Origin of the sequence: Bradyrhizobium sp. B120 (assembly GCF_049075665.1) — a bacterium.
Classification (GTDB): domain Bacteria; phylum Pseudomonadota; class Alphaproteobacteria; order Rhizobiales; family Xanthobacteraceae; genus Bradyrhizobium.
In genome coordinates, this window is record NZ_CP185242.1 from 1,544,346 (window position 1) to 1,559,301 (window position 14,956).

Below are 14,956 nucleotides of genomic sequence, written 5' to 3' on the forward strand. Positions count from 1 at the left end.
ATTGCAATTTCGATCGCACAGGAACTCGCTGTTCTGTTCCGGACGGCGCGCCATTTCCGCTTCGCGCGCGATGCCGCCGGTCAATCGTTGCAATTGCCGGCGCCTCAGGTGACGTTCCGGATCCTTGCCACAACCTCCGGCCGGTTGCTCTCGAGCCAGGCCACGGCGTCGGGTCCATCGACGACGCACGCGAAGGTTTCCCAGGTTGGGTCCTCCAGGGATTCCGGTTGCAGTCGCTTCGCCGCATACTCAACGAGGTCGTGCAAGCGTTCATAGCCTCGTCGGCCCTCAAGGGAATCTGCAATCGCGGTGCTGGTCCAGCCTCGCTGGGCCAAATCGACAATGCTCGGAGCGTCAGCCTCGCTGAACCAGGGTGTGGCATCGAACTCGATGCAGCGGACATTATCGGCGGTATGGCAAGTCGCGTGGATCATCGGATTCCTCCGTTCGCCGGCTAACAACCTGCGCCGGCATTGCTCCCAGAGTTTCACATCGCCGCCTCGCACGCCTCAGGCTTTGACCAGGTCCCCCAGCAGGTTCGCCGCCACCGTCAGCTTGGCGAGCGTCAGGCCGCTGGCCGCGATCTCCTCGACCGAGCGGCGGATGCGCGCCGCTTCGGGGTGGGCCGCGAGCCAGGTCTCGACAGCCTGCTGGCCGGACTGCCCGGTTGCCAGCATGTCCGCGGCCAGTCTTCTTTCGGCGCCGGCGATCTGCTCAACGGCGCGATCGATCGCCATACGTTCGAAATAATCGTTTGCCGGCACGCTGCGCGCAGCGGCGACGATGCGGTCGAGGCGGAAGTTCGCTTCGGCGGCGAAGAAGGTCGCAGCAGCGTCGCCGATCGGGCGGGCGGTGCGCTCGGCAACCGTCACGATATCGGGTGCCGAGACCAGAGCATCGAGATCGGCGAGTTCGCCGGCGAGGCCGGCCGGGACACCGGCATCGGTCAGGTCCTGCCGACGCTTGGCACGTGCGGCCTGCAAGTCCGGCGGCAGCGCGGTGTCGAGCCCGGCGACGATCTGGCGGATAGCCGGGCCGAAGCGCGCGACGACGGTCTCCAGCCCGTCCTTGAAATCGACATTGCGCACGTACCAGACCATGCGGGAGAGCAGGAGGTCCTGGACAGAAGCGTAGAGGGACAGCTGCACCCGCCCGTCGATGCAGGTATCGAGTGCATCGATCGCGTCACTGAGCCACTTGAGCCCGTAGCATTCATCGACTGCCACATGGGCCATGACGATGGTCGGGATATCGGCGTCCGTCTCGTCGATCAGACGCACGACACAGGCCGGGCCGCCGCGATTGATCACCGCATTGGCGAGGCTGGTCGCGATGATCTCCCGCCGCAGGCGATGGGATTCGACCGCTCTCGGGTATTTGTCCTGAACCTCGCGCGGAAAATACTGGGATAGTTCCCGGGCAAGATAGGGATCGTCCGGCACGCTGGTGACGAGCAGGTCATCGTAAAGCGTCAGCTTGGCATAGGCGAGCAGCACGGCAAGCTCGGGCCGCGCGAGGGACTGGCCGCGCCGTGTGCGCTCGGTGAGCGCTGCGTCGTCGGGCAGGAACTCCACTGCGCGGCTGAGCAAATCGCGCTGCTCGAGCGACTGCATCAGGCGCGTGAGGAAGCCGGTCTCGGCCACGCCCTTGCGTTCGGCGAGCGAGAGCGCCAGCGACTGCAGATAGTTGTTGCGCAGCACCAGCGTGCCGACCTCGTCGGTCATCGCGGCCAGCAGGCTGTTGCGGTCAGCGGGGCTGAGCCGGCCCTCGCGCTCGAGCCGCGCCAGCGCGATCTTGATGTTGACCTCGACGTCGGACGTGTTCACGCCGGCCGAGTTGTCGATGGCGTCGGTGTTGAGCTTGACGCCCTTCTGCGCCGCCTCGATGCGGCCGCGTTGGGTGACGCCGAGATTGGCGCCTTCGCCGATCACCCGGGCCCGCACGTCGCCGCCCGTGATGCGGATTGGATCGTTGGCGCGGTCGCCGGCCTGATCGTCGCTTTCCGCGGCGGAGCGGATATAGGTGCCGATGCCGCCAAACCACAGCAGATCCGCGCGCGCCTTCAGGATTGCCGTCATCACCTCGAAAGGCGTCGCTTGCGGCTTGTCGAGATCGAGCAGGGCGCGTACCTCCGGAGTGAGCGGGATCGCCTTGAGCTGCCGCGAGAACACGCCGCCGCCCGCCGAGATCAGCGACTTGTTGTAGTCCTGCCAGCTCGATCGCGGCAGGTCGAACAGACGCTTGCGCTCGGCGAGGCTGATCGCAGGATCAGGCGAGGGATCGATGAAGATGTCGCGGTGATCGAAAGCCGCCACGAGCTTTGTCGCCGGCGACAGCAGCATGCCATTGCCGAAAACGTCGCCGGACATGTCACCCACGCCGACCGCGGTGAACGGCATGGTCTGAATGTCGGTGCCGAGCTCGCGGAAGTGGCGCTTGACCGCTTCCCAGGCGCCGCGCGCCGTGATCCCCATCTTCTTGTGGTCGTAGCCCTGGCTGCCACCGGAAGCGAAGGCATCGCCGAGCCAATGGTTTTTCTCGGCCGAGATCGCGTTGGCGATGTCGGAGAAGGTGGCGGTGCCCTTGTCGGCGGCGACAACGAGGTAGGGGTCGTCGCCGTCATGGCGCACGGTGGATTCGGGCGGCACGACGATGTCGCCGTCGAGATTGTCGGTGAGCTCCAGCAGCGAGCGAACGAAGATGCGATAGGCTTCGGTGCCTTCCGCGAGCCAGGCATCGCGATTGGAAGGCGGCGGCAGGCGCTTGGGCACAAAGCCGCCCTTGGCGCCGACCGGCACGATCACGGCGTTCTTGACCTGCTGCGCTTTCACGAGGCCGAGGATCTCGGTGCGGAAATCCTGCGGCCGGTCGGACCAGCGCAAGCCACCGCGCGCAACCTTGCCGAAGCGCAGGTGAATACCTTCGACACGAGGTGAATAGACGAAGATCTCGTAGAGAGGTCGTGGAGCCGGCAGGTCGTCGATCCGGCGCGCGTCGAACTTGAAGGAGATCACGGGACGCGGATGTCCATCCTCGCCGATCTGCCACAGATTGGTGCGAATCGTCGCCTGCACCAGGTTGGTGAAACGGCGCAGGATGCGGTCCTCGTCCAGCGAGGCAACGGATTTGAGTTGCTCCTCGACCTCGGCAAGCAGGGCCGTCTCGCGTGCCGAGCGCTCGGCATCCGTGGAGGCGAGGCGTGGATCGAGGCGGGTTTGGAACAGCGCGACGAGGCTGGCCGTGATCGCGGCGTTCTTGCGCAAGGTCTCCCACATATAATCCTGGGTGAACGGCGCGCGGATCTGGTGCAGGTAGCGGGACAGTGCCCGGATGGTCGAGACTTCCCGCCAGCCTAGGGCGGTGCGCAGGATCAGGCCGTTATATCCATCGGATTCGGCGTGATCGCGGACCACCGCCATGATCGAGGCTTCAAGGCGATGGCTGAATTCCGGGCTGATCGTGATCGGCTGGCCGTCGCTGGTCTCGATCGTCATCTCGTGGAGCCAAACCGGCGGAGGCGCCGGCGTGGCGCGCGGCGCGATCTGATAGGTGCGTTCGTTGACCACGCGCAGGCCGTGATTTTCGATCACGGGCACGCGGTAGGACAGCGACAGGGGCGCGTCGTGCGAGAACACCCTCAGTCCGAAGCGCTTGGGATCGGCCTCGCTTGCGTCGCGATGAACCGAAATCGCCACCGGGCGGGCTGGCGTGAGCTTTTCGATGGTGGCGATATCGGTGATCGCCTGTTCCGCGCCGAACACCTCGGTATAGCCACCGCTAAACGCCCGGGCATATCGGTTGGTGAGCATGCGTGCCCGCATGCCATCGGTGGAGGCAGTGAGCGCGGCCTTCAGCTTGTCGGCCCACGTCGCGGCAATGGCGCTGATCCCGGCTTCGAGCGTGGCGCGTTCGACGACGGGAGTTTTGCCGTCATAGCGTCCGATGATGTAGTGGACGCGCACAAGCGCCCCTTCAGGGAATGAAACGTAGGAGGCCGACAGCGTCCCCTTGTAGACCTGCGCCAGGAAGGCACCGACGCGGGTGCGGACGTCCGTGTCGTATTTCTCGCGCGGAATGAAAGTGAGGATGGAGACGAAGCGATCGAACTTGTCCACCCGCGCCAGCGCGCGGACGCGCGGACGCTCGTAGAGGATCAGGATCTCCATGATGAAATTGTAGAGCGTGTCGACGTCGACCTGGAACAGTTCGTCACGCGGATATTCTTCGAGAATATGCATGAGCGCCTTGCCCGAATGGCTGTTCGGGTCGAAGCCGGCGCGTTGCAGCGCGCGCGTCACCTTGTGGCGGACATAGGGGATCTGGCGTGCGGAGCGGGTATAGGCGCCCGAGGTGAACAGGCCGACGACCCGCAATTCGCCCTCCAGCCGGCCGTCGGGCGTATAGAGCTTGATGCCGACATAATCCATGCGAATGCGACGATGAACGCGGCTGGAGACGTTGGCCTTGATGACGATGAGCAGGGTGGGGTCGTGCATGAACTCGCGTATTTCCGACGTCATCACCACCATTTCGCTACCGCGGCGCAGCACCTTCGCATCCGGATCGCGGAGGACGCCGAGGCCTTTGCCGGTCGTGATGTCGTCGGATGCATCGCCGTCGGGCGAGAAGCGATATTCGCGCACGCCGAGGAAGGTGAAATTGTCCGCGCAGAGCCATTGCAGGAACTGGTTGGCCTCGGCGACCTCGTCGATCGGCAGCGGCGGCGGATTGGAAGAAAAGGTCTTGATCGCGTCCTCGACCCGGTCGCGCATCGCGCGCCAGTCGGTGACGCAGGCGCGGACGTCGTTCAACGTCCTGGTGAGGCCGTCGATCAGCTTCTGGCGATCGGCGTCGGCGTCCAGGCGGGTGATGTGGAGGTGAATCAGGCTTTCCCGCGTGCCGTTTACTCCCGCCGGCAGCGCTTCGCCGTGGAAGCGCAGGAGCTTGCCTTGGCTGTCGCGCTCCACCGCGAGGATCGGGTGAGCGACGAGGGTGACTTCGATGCCTTGCTCGGCCAGCTCCGCCGTCGTGGAATCGAACAGGAAGGGCATGTTGTCGTTGAGAATTTCGAGCACGGAAATCTCGCGCCCGTCCGGCATCATCGGATTGACGACACGGATATCGGCGCTGCCGGCCGTACGCTGCTGCACGTGCTCCCAGGCTTGTTCCGCCAGGAAGGCCAGCGACAGCGCATCGTGATTGGCGAGGTCCTCGACATTGGTGTAGCCGAACAGAAGCTCGGCAAAGCTCCGGGGCGCCTTGCCCGGTTGCACGCTTCCCGCTGCATCGCGGATCAGGGTTGAACGGGCCTTATCGTCACGCCAAGCCATCATGTCCTCCATTTGCCGCGCCGTCCGATCGCGTTCGCGATCATCAGCTTGATTCTGGAGTGCATCGCTTCGAGCGCCACAGCCTTGACCGCGATCGAGTGCGTACGCGAAATCCCCGGTCTCAAAGTTGCGACAACTCCGGACGACAATACTCCGATCCCAAAGCTATCCAAGGCGCATGCTGTCGTGAGAAGTCTTGAGGTGCCCTGCTGCAGCGCGTGAGGCCGAAGCCGGCGCCGGCGGCTGCCGAACCACTGGGTTGGCCAAAATCACAAGCAATTTCAATCGAGTATGAGTTCGCAGCGCTGCGGCGCAGCTGTTCAGCGCCGCGCCGCTGCGCGAATTTCCGAAGGCGTTGCGCCGTAACGGCGGCGGAAGATGCGGTTGAAGTAGGACAAGTCTCCGAATCCAGCTTCGAACGCGATGCTGGAGATGTTGCGTTCGTCCCAGAGCCGATCGGTCAGCAGCCGATGCGCGCTGGTCAGGCGGGCATCCAGCACGAATTCCGAGAAGCTCGTGTCCTGGTCCGCAAACAGCCGCTGCACGCTGCGCGGCGGAAGACGCTGGCGCGCTGCGACCGCGTTCAGCGACAGGTCGGGATCGCCGAGATGCGCGCGGATGTCGGCCTTGATCGCGGCAAGCCGCGCGGCCCGCAGCCCGCGGCTTTCGGCCAGCGCCGCTCCGTCGCTGGTGGCGCCGATCGCGAGCGCCGCCAGATCGTACACATGGGTGACGACGGCGCGCTGCAGCTCATACGTCGTCAATGGCACCCCAGTCTGCAACTGCCTGACATAGTTCACGAGTAGACGCAGCGGGTTCGTGCCGGGCAGCACACGCATCAGCGCATCTTCGGGCCTGGACACGAGCGATGCGACGGCCTTGCGCTGCAGCGGAATCGTGATGAAGCATGACGGTGACGACGTCGCAGACATGCTGGTCTCCGCCGCCGACATCAACAGCGCATCGCCCGCGCGGAGCGTGACCTCTCGACCGCCTTGCGATGCGACTCCGGTCCCGCTCGTAAAGACCTTCAGAACGAGATCGTCACGGTCGTCCAGCAGATCGCGCGTCCTTGCCGCGCGTATATTGACGCTGGCGCCCGACACGATCGCGAGCCCAGGGAGCGCCTGCACCACCAGGTCAGCGCGGAACGGGTCGTCGGAAATCGGCCCGAGATCGAACTTCACGGTCGCGCGTCCGATGACCTCCTGCAGAATCATCAGCCGATCCCGCTCCGGCCAATCGGCGCTCGAGAATCGAAACGTGCTGGAGTCCGGCAATTTCGGGAACGCGGAGTCTGGATCACCTGCTCGCATGATGTTCTCGACCGTGTTTCCAACCGGTCAACCGCTCGCCGCCATCAGAAGGCAACTCATACCCGTTCTACGGCGGGATAGGGCGGGGAAGCTAGGACAGTCGCGTCAAGGGCCCGGTTTGAGGCGCCATCGATCCGACGCGTCATCAACGCTCTGGCATTGCGCGAATCTCCGATGGCGTCGCGCCGTAGCGGCGGCGAACGGCGCGGTTGAAGTAGGACAGGTCGCCGAAGCCGACTTCGAACGCGATGCTGGAGATGTTGCGGTCGCGCCAGCGTGGATCGGTCAGCAGGCGATAGGCCTGGGCGAGGCGCGCGCCGAGCACGTATTCCGAGAAACTCGTGTCCTGTTCGGCGAACAGCCTCTGAACGCTGCGCGGCGACAGACGCTGGCGCGCGGCAACCGCGGTCAATGTGAGGGCGGGATCGCCCAGATGGGAATTGATATCGGCCTTGACGGCGGCGCGCCGCGCCGTGCGCAGCCCGCGATTTTCAGCGACGGCCGCGCCGTCACGCGTGGCACCGATCACCAACGCCGCGAGGTCGTACAGATGGGTGACGACGACATGCTGCAGCTCGCCCGCGGCCATCCGATCCATGCGGTTCAGCTCGTCGGCGTAAAAGGTAAGCAGTCGCAATGCCTCGATGTCGCGCGGGACCGGACGCATCAGCGCATCTTCGGGGTTGGGCACGAACGGCGTAAGCGCCTTGCGCGGCAGCCGCAGACTGAGGAAGCGCACAAGCGACGGGTAGACGCTCACCCGCGGTTCCGCGGTCGACATCAGAATGGCATCGCCGGTGTCGCCGGTGGCCTCGCGTCTCCGGTGCGTGATGATGGGTGCGCCGCTCAGCGCGATCCCGAGCACGAGATCGTCGCTGCCATCGAGCAACTCGCGGGTCACGGCGGCGCGCAAATTGGCCAATGCCCAGGAACCGAGCCAAAGCCCGGGCAGCGCCAGTACGGTCGCCTCGGCATGGAACGCTCCGTCGGACAACGGCTCCGTGTCGAGCTGGATGACGGTGCGCCCGATCGACTCGCGCCAGATTGCCAGTCGATCCCGTGCCGGCCAATCGGCGGTCGAGAACCGAAAAGTCGCAGGCGCCTGTTGCTCTGACATCGTCGGCTCGTTCCCGTGCCGTGGCATCCCCTGTTGCGGCATTGCGTCACCCGACCCGAAAAGTCAACGGTGGCGTCTGTGTCCTAGATCACGGTGCGCCAGCCCAAGAACACCGGTCCGATCACCGCCTACACGTCGTGCCACGGGAACCGATCAACGGGAGTTTTGAATGCGTGTCTCGGAACAGGACTGGGCGCAGGTCGGGATATCGGCCGGCGACCTTCGGCTCCACCACTCAGGATCTGATCAGCACTTGCTGCCAAGGGCGGGATCAACTGCAAACTTTGACAACGATTTTGCCGCTTGAAGACCGGTTCGCGGCGAGCAACCGGTGAGACGCATGACGAAAACGGCGTTGATGATCGGAGCGACGGGAGGCGTAGGGCGCGAGGTCGCAAGGGCCTTGGCGCGCCACGGCTGGCATCTTCGGTGCTTGAGCCGCACGCCAAAGCCGGTCTCCGCCTCTTTGCCGGATAACGGCGTCGCCTGGATCCAGGGAGACGCGATGAAGGCGGATGACGTGGCCAACGCAGCCAGCGATGTCGCCCTCATCGTTCACGCAGCCAATCCACCGCGGTACAAGAACTGGCGTGGCCTCGCGATGCCGATGCTTCGTAGCTCGATCGAAGCGGCGAGCGCCTCAAACGCGCGGCTGATCCTCCCTGGCAATCTGTATAACTTCGGCGCGGACACCGGTCCGCTGTTGTCCGAGACAACGCAGCAGGAGCCGAACACGCGCAAGGGCCGCGTTCGCTGCGAGATGGAAGACATGCTGAGGGCGGCGGCGGCGACCGGCACCCGATCGCTCGTCGTGCGCGCCGGCGACGTGTTTGGTGGACACGGGCCATCCTCAAATTTTTCGAATGTCCTGATCAAGCCGGGGCAGCCGCTGCGTGCCATCTCATATCCCGGTCCTCCTGCGACAGGGCATGCCTGGGCCTATCTGCCGGATTACGCCGAGGCGATTGCGCGACTTGCAGAGATCGAAGCCGATCTGCCGCCGTTCGATGTGTTTCACTTTGGCGGACACTGGATCGAACCCGGGATCGAGCTCGCTCAATCCATTCGTCGCGCGGCCGGAAGGCTCGACCTCCCCATTCGCCGCTTTCCATGGCTCGCCGTCCGGCTGCTCGCGCCCTTCGTTCCGCTCCTCCGTGAGGTCGAAGAGGTTCGCTATCTCTGGGATGTCCCGCTTCGGCTCGATAATTCCAAGCTGATTGCGTTGATCGGCGACGAGCCTCACACGCCTCTCGACCAGGCAGTTCGCGCCAGCCTGTTAGAGCTCGGGTGCCTGTCGAGTTGAAAGCGAAGTTGCAAAAAAATGGAGACCAGAATGCCAGTCCTGATGGTTCGCGGTGATGTCGAGGACTTCGACAGATGGAAGCAGGTTTTCGACAAGAATGACGAGGCGCGAACCGCGCATGGTTGTCGCCGCGTCCGCCGCTTTCGCTCGACGGCTAACCCCAGTCACCTGCTGATCCTGTTCGACTGGGACACAGAGGAAAATGCGAAGGCGTTCAGCTCCAGTCCGCAGCTTGAAAGGACTCAGGCCAAAGCCGGCATTCTGCCGGGGCGAGAGACCGCCTTTTTCGAAGAGTTCTGACATGCTCACGCAGGGGTCGCCAATGTCGAAACAACTTCGCTCCAGCGCGATCGCGCGATGGTACATCATCACGGCCGCCATCTATCTTTGCATCGGACTTGCCATCGGCATCGGCATGGGTATTGCCGAGAACTTCAAATACGTGGTCGTGCACGCCCACCTGAATCTACTCGGCTGGGCGACGATGTGTCTCTACGGGCTCGTCTTGCAGGCGTTCCCGGAACTTGGCGCATCCCGGCTCGTACGCTGGCAGTTCGCCGTCGCGAATCTTGGCGTCGTCATTTTCGTCCCAGGGCTCGTTCTTGTGGTTGCCGGCGTCACTCACGTCGCTGCAATCGTAGGGTCGCTCATTTCCTTTGTCGGCGCCTTGCTCTTCGTCGGCCTGCTGATCGGATCGTTACGTCAGGGGCGCGGCGAGGCGGAGCAGCCTGGCCCGAGCAGCACGTCGATGCCCGCTCACTGACCCATAACCAATCCTCGCCAGGATCAGGAGGGGTCCGCAATCAACGATCACGCCGGGACGACGATATGGTCCGGTGCGATGCCCGCCCGGTGACGCTCATACATCGCGGTGTAGGCGGTCTCGACATGTCGGGTGAAGCGTTTGGTATCGAACAACGGTGCCGTCAGCCGATTGGCCGCCAGCCTGGTTTTGATCGCCGCGAGCCTCGAAGGATCGGTCGCAAGATCGACCGCCATGCGCTCGTAGGCCTCCGGCGATTCCGCGACAAGCTCGGGCAGGCCGATCGCATGGAGCAGGCTCGCCGCAACCCGACTGGCAAACGTGTCGCCGAGAATGGTCAGCACCGGCAGGCTGGCCCATAGCGCATCGCTGGTGGTCGTGTGGGCGTTGTAGGGAGTGCTGTCGAGGAACAGGCCGGCGAGACGATGGCGTGCGAGATGGTCGGGCAACGACAGGCGCGGTGCGAACACAAGGCGCTCCGCAGCGACGCCACGCGCGACCGCCTCCTTGCGCAGATTTGCGGCAGCGTGGGCGTTGCCTTCGAGCAGCCACAACATGCTGCCCTCGACGCGGCCGAGAATCCTCATCCACCGATCGAACATGCCAGGCGTGATCTTGTAGTTGTTGTTGAAGCAACAGAACACGAAGCCCGCCGGTGCCAGCCCGACGTCGCCGCGCGTAAACACGCGATCGGCAATGACGCGCTTGTCGTCGTTGGCCTGATAGCTGTTGGGCAGAGCAACTACCTTTTCGCTGTAGAACTCGCGATGGTGATCCGGGATCACGGTACGATCGGCGATGACGTAGTCGATGAACGGGGCACCGAGGGTTCCCGGGTAACCCAGATAATTGACTTGGATGGGGGCAGGCCGGCGGCCAAGGACTCTGGTGCGGGATCCCCCGGTAAAGCCTTTCAAATCAACCAGGATGTCGATCTCCAATCGTCTGATCAGGTCGGCAACCTCATCGTCGTTCATGTCCCGGACCTCGACAAATCGATCGAACGATGCCTCCAGCCGTCGGCGCATCTCCGAAGGGTCGTCGGGCGACCATGAGATTGCCACTGTCTCGAATTTCGACCGGTCGTGGCACTCGAACATCCCCGCCATCAAAGCCGCTGTCGCGTGGTTGCAAAAATCCGACGAGAAATAGCCGACGCGAATTCGATCGTGATGGTAGCGCTCGCCCCGCCAGCGTTGGCTTTCAGACGGCGGATGATTCTTCGCGGTCCATCGCGCGGCGCAGAGCAGTTGGTCGGCGGCCGAAGAAGAAACGTTACAAAACAAAAATGGCGGCGTCGTCGCGTCCCGATTCCTGATCGACCCGATAAGTCGGTCGCACTCGGCGTCAAAGTCGACCCAGTCGCAAAGGTGAGATTTGACGTGCAAACGATAGCCTTCGATGTCGGCCTGGTCCGGCTTGAGCGCGACGGCCCTGTCAAAGGCCGCGAATGCCTCGTCATAGCGCGCCAGCATGGATAGAACCTTGCCGCGGTTGGCGTAGGCATCCGCATCGTCGCCCTTGTACTGGATCGCCTTGTCGATGCTGGCGAGCGCCGCCTCATGCTGCCTGAGCCTCAACAGCGCCGTGCCGCGGTTGTTGTAGGCCTCGGCATAGTCGGGCCGCAGCGCGATCGCTTTGTCGAAACTTGCAGTTGCCTCTTCGAGACGATCCAGCTTGATCAGCACGTTGCCGCGGTTGTAACAGGCGCCGGCCAGCCCCGGCGCCCGGTCGTAGCTCGCGAGCGCATCATCGAACCTTTCGAGGTCATTGAGCACGTTGCCACGATCGTTGTGTGCACCGCCATCGTTGGGCTTGAGCGCGATCGCCCGGTCCAGGCTCGCCAGGGCCTCCTCGAGCCGCTCCAGCTTTCTCAGCGCGGCGCCCCTGTTTCGATGGGCATCTGCATGGTCAGGCAGGAGCGCGATCACGCGATCGTAGCTTGCGATCGCCTCCTCGTGGCGCCCGAGCTCCGCGAGCGTAAGTCCGCGATTGTAGAGTGCGGGCGCAAGGTTTGGCTTGAGCGCAGTCGCCCTGTCGAAGCTCGCGAGCGCTTCGTCGAAGCGACGCAAATCGCGCAGCGTGTTGCCCAGGTTGTTGTGTGCGTCCGCGACGGTGCCGTTGAGCCCGATCGCTCGCCGGATCAGGTCAGCGCCGCGCTGGCTACGGCCGGTCTGTGCGGAAATCAGGCCTAACAGATGCAGCGCATCGAAGTTGTTTGGCTGCTGTCGCAGCATGTCTTCGTAGATCTTCTCTGCTGCCGCCAACTGCCCCCGCTGATGCAGCGCGACAGCCTGCGCGAAGGCGAGCTGCAAGGCGGTCGAATCGGATTTTTGAGGTTTACCTGTATCGGGCATCCGACTTCTTCACGCGCACCGTGTCCGATCCGGGCTTTCAAAAGCAGTTGCAACAAGCGGGTCAATAGCTTCAGGTCTGGGCCCTCACGCTGGTAGCCATTTGATATCTGTTTTGCCTCGAAAGCAACCGGCGGACGCGGGACTCGCAATGGGCGACCTGCGCGTCCGCCGGAAAACCGGGATGCTTCTCGATTGCAGTTCGTCGATACGCCAACGAGGTCGGCGCGTGCTTACGCAGCGACCAGGACCGGTTGCGCCGGTCGCCGGGTGATCGTCAGTGACAGCACGGCAGCTATGATGCCGGTCAGGCCTGCGATCATGAAGGCCTGCAGATAATCGCCCTGCGACGAGCGCACGAAGCCGGCGAAGAACGCGGCGCAGGCGGCGCCGAGCTGATGGCCGGCGACCACCCAGCCGAACACCAGCGGTGCGTTCTTGTCGCCGAACGCCTCGGTTGCGATCCGCACGGTCGGCGGCACGGTCGCGATCCAGTCGAGACCATAGAACACCGCGAATACCGACAGGCTGACCAGCGAGAAATCCGAGTAGGGCAGGTAGATCAGCGACACGCCGCGCAGCCCGTAATAGAAGAACAGCAGCTTGCGCGGATCGAAGCGGTCGGTGAGCCAGCCCGACAGCGTGGTGCCGAACAGGTCGAAGAACCCCATCAAGGCGAGCAGGCTCGCCGCCTGCACCTCGACGATGCCGTGGTCACCGCAGAACGCGATCAGATGGGTGCCGACCAGGCCGTTGGTGGTGAAGCCGCAGATGAAGAAGGTAGCGAACAGGAACCAGAACGCCCGCGTCTTCGCAGCGCGCGCCAGGTTGCTGAACGCGGCGACGAACGGGTTGCCCTGCGCCGGCGGCGCGGCATGATCGTCGTGCTGGCTGCCGAACGAGCGCAGGCCGACCGAGGCGGGGCGCTCGGGCACCAGGAAATACACCAGCGGAATCAGCGCCGCGCAGCACGCGGCCACTGTCAGCACCACCGGCTTCCAGCCGCCCCATTCCACCAGCGCAGCGAGGCCCGGCATGAAGATCAGGGTGCCGGTCGCGGTCGACGCCGTCAGCAGCCCCATGACGAGGCCGCGATTGGTGGTGAACCAGCGATTGACGATGGTGGCGCCGAGCACGTTGGCGACCGCGCCCGAGCCGATGCCGGAGAGCAGTCCCCAGCTCATGAACAATTGCCACGGCGCGGTCATGAAGTAGCTCACGCCGGTCGAGGCCGACATCAGCACCAGCGCGCCTAGCACCGTGTGGCGGATGCCGAAGCGCTGCATCACGGCTGCGGCGAACGGGCCCGCGAGGCCATAGAGGAAGATGCCGACCGCGGCCGACGATGAGATCACGCCGACATCCCAGCCGAAGGCCTGTTGCAGGGGCAGCATCAGCACGCCCGGCGTTGAACGCAGGCCGGCTGACGCGAGCAGCGCGAGGAAGATCACGGCGACGACGACGAAGGCGTAGTTCTGGCCGAACGGCCGTCTGGACACAGGGGTAGCTTGAATGGATGGTTCTGGCATGTTACTTACCGGTACGTATTGCGATGCGGCATGTATACGTACCGGTCAGTAACACTGTCAAGCGTGCCGTATGCGAAATCGGGAGGGAGCCGTCATGAAGAAAGCCGTCGAGCCGTCTGCGGAGCGCCCCGTGCGTGCCGCCGACCGGATCCGCGCGTCCGCGGCCGAACTGTTCTATCGCGAGGGCATCCGCGCCGTCGGCGTCGACGAGGTGGTCGACCGGGCCGGTGTCACCAAGCCGAGCCTCTATCGCAGCTTCGCGTCCAAGGACGATCTCGCTGCCGCCTATATGCGCGACTATGAGGCGAACTTCTGGGAGAGTTTCGAGAAGCCCGGCGGAAAATCCTATTCAGATGCGCGCGAGCACGTGCTCGCCTATATCCGCGTGCTGTCGGCGCGCGCCGTTGCCGCAGGCTATCGCGGCTGCGGGCTCACCAACGCGACCGTGGAATTTCCGTCGCGCGACAATCCCGCGCGGCAGGTCGCCGAAGCGCACAAGAAGCTGTTTCGCAAGCGCCTGCGCGAGCTCGCCGCCCTCATGGGCGCGCGTCACCCCGCCGTGCTCGGCGACGCCCTGCTGCTGCTGATCGAAGGCATCTACGTCACCGGCCAGCAGTCGGAAGAGGGACCGGCGCAGTCGGCGCTCGCGGTGGCCAAGCTCGTGATCGATGCGAGCGTGGCCAAGGCGTGAGGTGTCTCCCGTCCGCCATTTAACCAAGGGGGACGCGCGATGGGCAGGCCCACCCCCATATATATAGACTTGAGATTTTAAGTCTGTTACCCCACGCCAAACTGGTGTGGACCAAGCGCATGTGGAAGCCGCTACTCGCCTGCCTGATGACGTTTTTCGTCGCTCTTCCGATGTCCGGCGTCTCCGCGGAGGCGCCGAAAGCGCTCGACGTCGCGCGCAGCAATATCGTCGCCGCGCCTCGCGGCGAGCGATTGCTGATGCTGCTGAACCTGCAGCCGGATCGCGACAAGCTGCGCGCTTTGCCCGCCGATGATGTCAATTCGACCTTGGTCGAAACGGGAAAGCGCTACGTCTCCGAGCTGTTGAACGACGAGCGCTATCGGAGTTTTTCGACCGTCGAGGTCATCTTCGCGCTCGTGACAAGCATGGACGAATACGCGCGTCCCAACTACGGCGGGATGGTCAGGATTGGAACGGTGTCCTTCAAGCGGGAAGGGACCGATATCAGCGTCACCGCGACCAACCTCGACCCGAAGACCCTCCGCTAATTCAA

The 14,956-nt window shown here is 64.1% G+C and carries 11 protein-coding genes; 5 read left to right on the plus strand and 6 right to left on the minus strand.

Annotation, left to right across the window (positions count from 1 at the left end; translation table 11 throughout):
- Positions 1-104: 104 nt before the first annotated feature.
- The 4 genes from ACOIX3_RS07390 to ACOIX3_RS07405 all read right to left on the minus strand — a co-directional run bounded on the left by ACOIX3_RS07390 (position 105) and on the right by ACOIX3_RS07405 (position 7,805).
- On the minus strand, positions 105-434 hold the full coding sequence (locus ACOIX3_RS07390; RefSeq protein WP_420969096.1) for a hypothetical protein: 330 nt from the start codon (positions 432-434) through the stop codon (positions 105-107).
- Between the two features lie 75 nt (positions 435-509).
- On the minus strand, positions 510-5,342 hold the full coding sequence (locus tag ACOIX3_RS07395) for an NAD-glutamate dehydrogenase (protein ID WP_420969097.1): 4,833 nt from the start codon (positions 5,340-5,342) through the stop codon (positions 510-512).
- A gap of 308 nt (positions 5,343-5,650) precedes the next feature.
- A complete protein-coding gene (locus tag ACOIX3_RS07400) occupies positions 5,651-6,550 on the minus strand; it encodes an AraC family transcriptional regulator (RefSeq protein ID WP_420969098.1) in 900 nt (299 codons plus the stop codon).
- Positions 6,551-6,791: 241 nt separating this feature from the next.
- Entirely contained in the window at positions 6,792-7,805 is a 1,014-nt protein-coding gene (locus tag ACOIX3_RS07405; protein WP_420969099.1) for a helix-turn-helix domain-containing protein, read from the minus strand.
- Positions 7,806-8,103: 298 nt separating this feature from the next.
- On the opposite strand from ACOIX3_RS07405, the gene ACOIX3_RS07410 reads away from it, so the two are divergent.
- The 3 genes from ACOIX3_RS07410 to ACOIX3_RS07420 are packed head-to-tail and all read left to right on the plus strand — an operon-like array spanning position 8,104 to position 9,829.
- A complete protein-coding gene (locus tag ACOIX3_RS07410) occupies positions 8,104-9,066 on the plus strand; it encodes an NAD(P)H-binding protein (RefSeq protein ID WP_420969100.1) in 963 nt (320 codons plus the stop codon).
- Between the two features lie 30 nt (positions 9,067-9,096).
- Positions 9,097-9,366, plus strand: coding sequence for an antibiotic biosynthesis monooxygenase family protein (locus tag ACOIX3_RS07415; RefSeq protein WP_420969101.1), 270 nt, complete (start codon positions 9,097-9,099; stop codon positions 9,364-9,366).
- Between the two features lie 22 nt (positions 9,367-9,388).
- Positions 9,389-9,829 carry a hypothetical protein gene (locus ACOIX3_RS07420; RefSeq protein WP_420969102.1) on the plus strand — a complete coding sequence of 147 codons (441 nt, stop codon included), beginning with the start codon at positions 9,389-9,391 and terminating at the stop codon, positions 9,827-9,829.
- A gap of 47 nt (positions 9,830-9,876) precedes the next feature.
- Here the strand turns inward: ACOIX3_RS07420 and ACOIX3_RS07425 are convergent, their stop codons facing one another.
- Complete coding sequence (locus tag ACOIX3_RS07425; protein WP_420969103.1) at positions 9,877-12,186, minus strand: tetratricopeptide repeat protein; 2,310 nt, start codon at positions 12,184-12,186, stop codon at positions 9,877-9,879.
- 230 nt (positions 12,187-12,416) lie between these two features.
- A complete protein-coding gene (locus ACOIX3_RS07430) occupies positions 12,417-13,712 on the minus strand; it encodes an MFS transporter (protein ID WP_420969104.1) in 1,296 nt (431 codons plus the stop codon).
- Between the two features lie 94 nt (positions 13,713-13,806).
- Here ACOIX3_RS07430 and ACOIX3_RS07435 point away from each other — a divergent pair, with 94 nt between their 5' ends.
- Together ACOIX3_RS07435 and ACOIX3_RS07440 are read left to right on the plus strand one after the other, a co-directional pair.
- Positions 13,807-14,403 carry a TetR/AcrR family transcriptional regulator gene (locus tag ACOIX3_RS07435; protein ID WP_420969105.1) on the plus strand — a complete coding sequence of 199 codons (597 nt, stop codon included), beginning with the start codon at positions 13,807-13,809 and terminating at the stop codon, positions 14,401-14,403.
- Between the two features lie 119 nt (positions 14,404-14,522).
- The gene (locus ACOIX3_RS07440) at positions 14,523-14,951 is read left to right on the plus strand and encodes a hypothetical protein (protein ID WP_223977231.1); all 429 of its coding nucleotides are present in this window, start codon (positions 14,523-14,525) and stop codon (positions 14,949-14,951) included.
- The last annotated feature ends 5 nt before the right edge of the window (positions 14,952-14,956 follow it).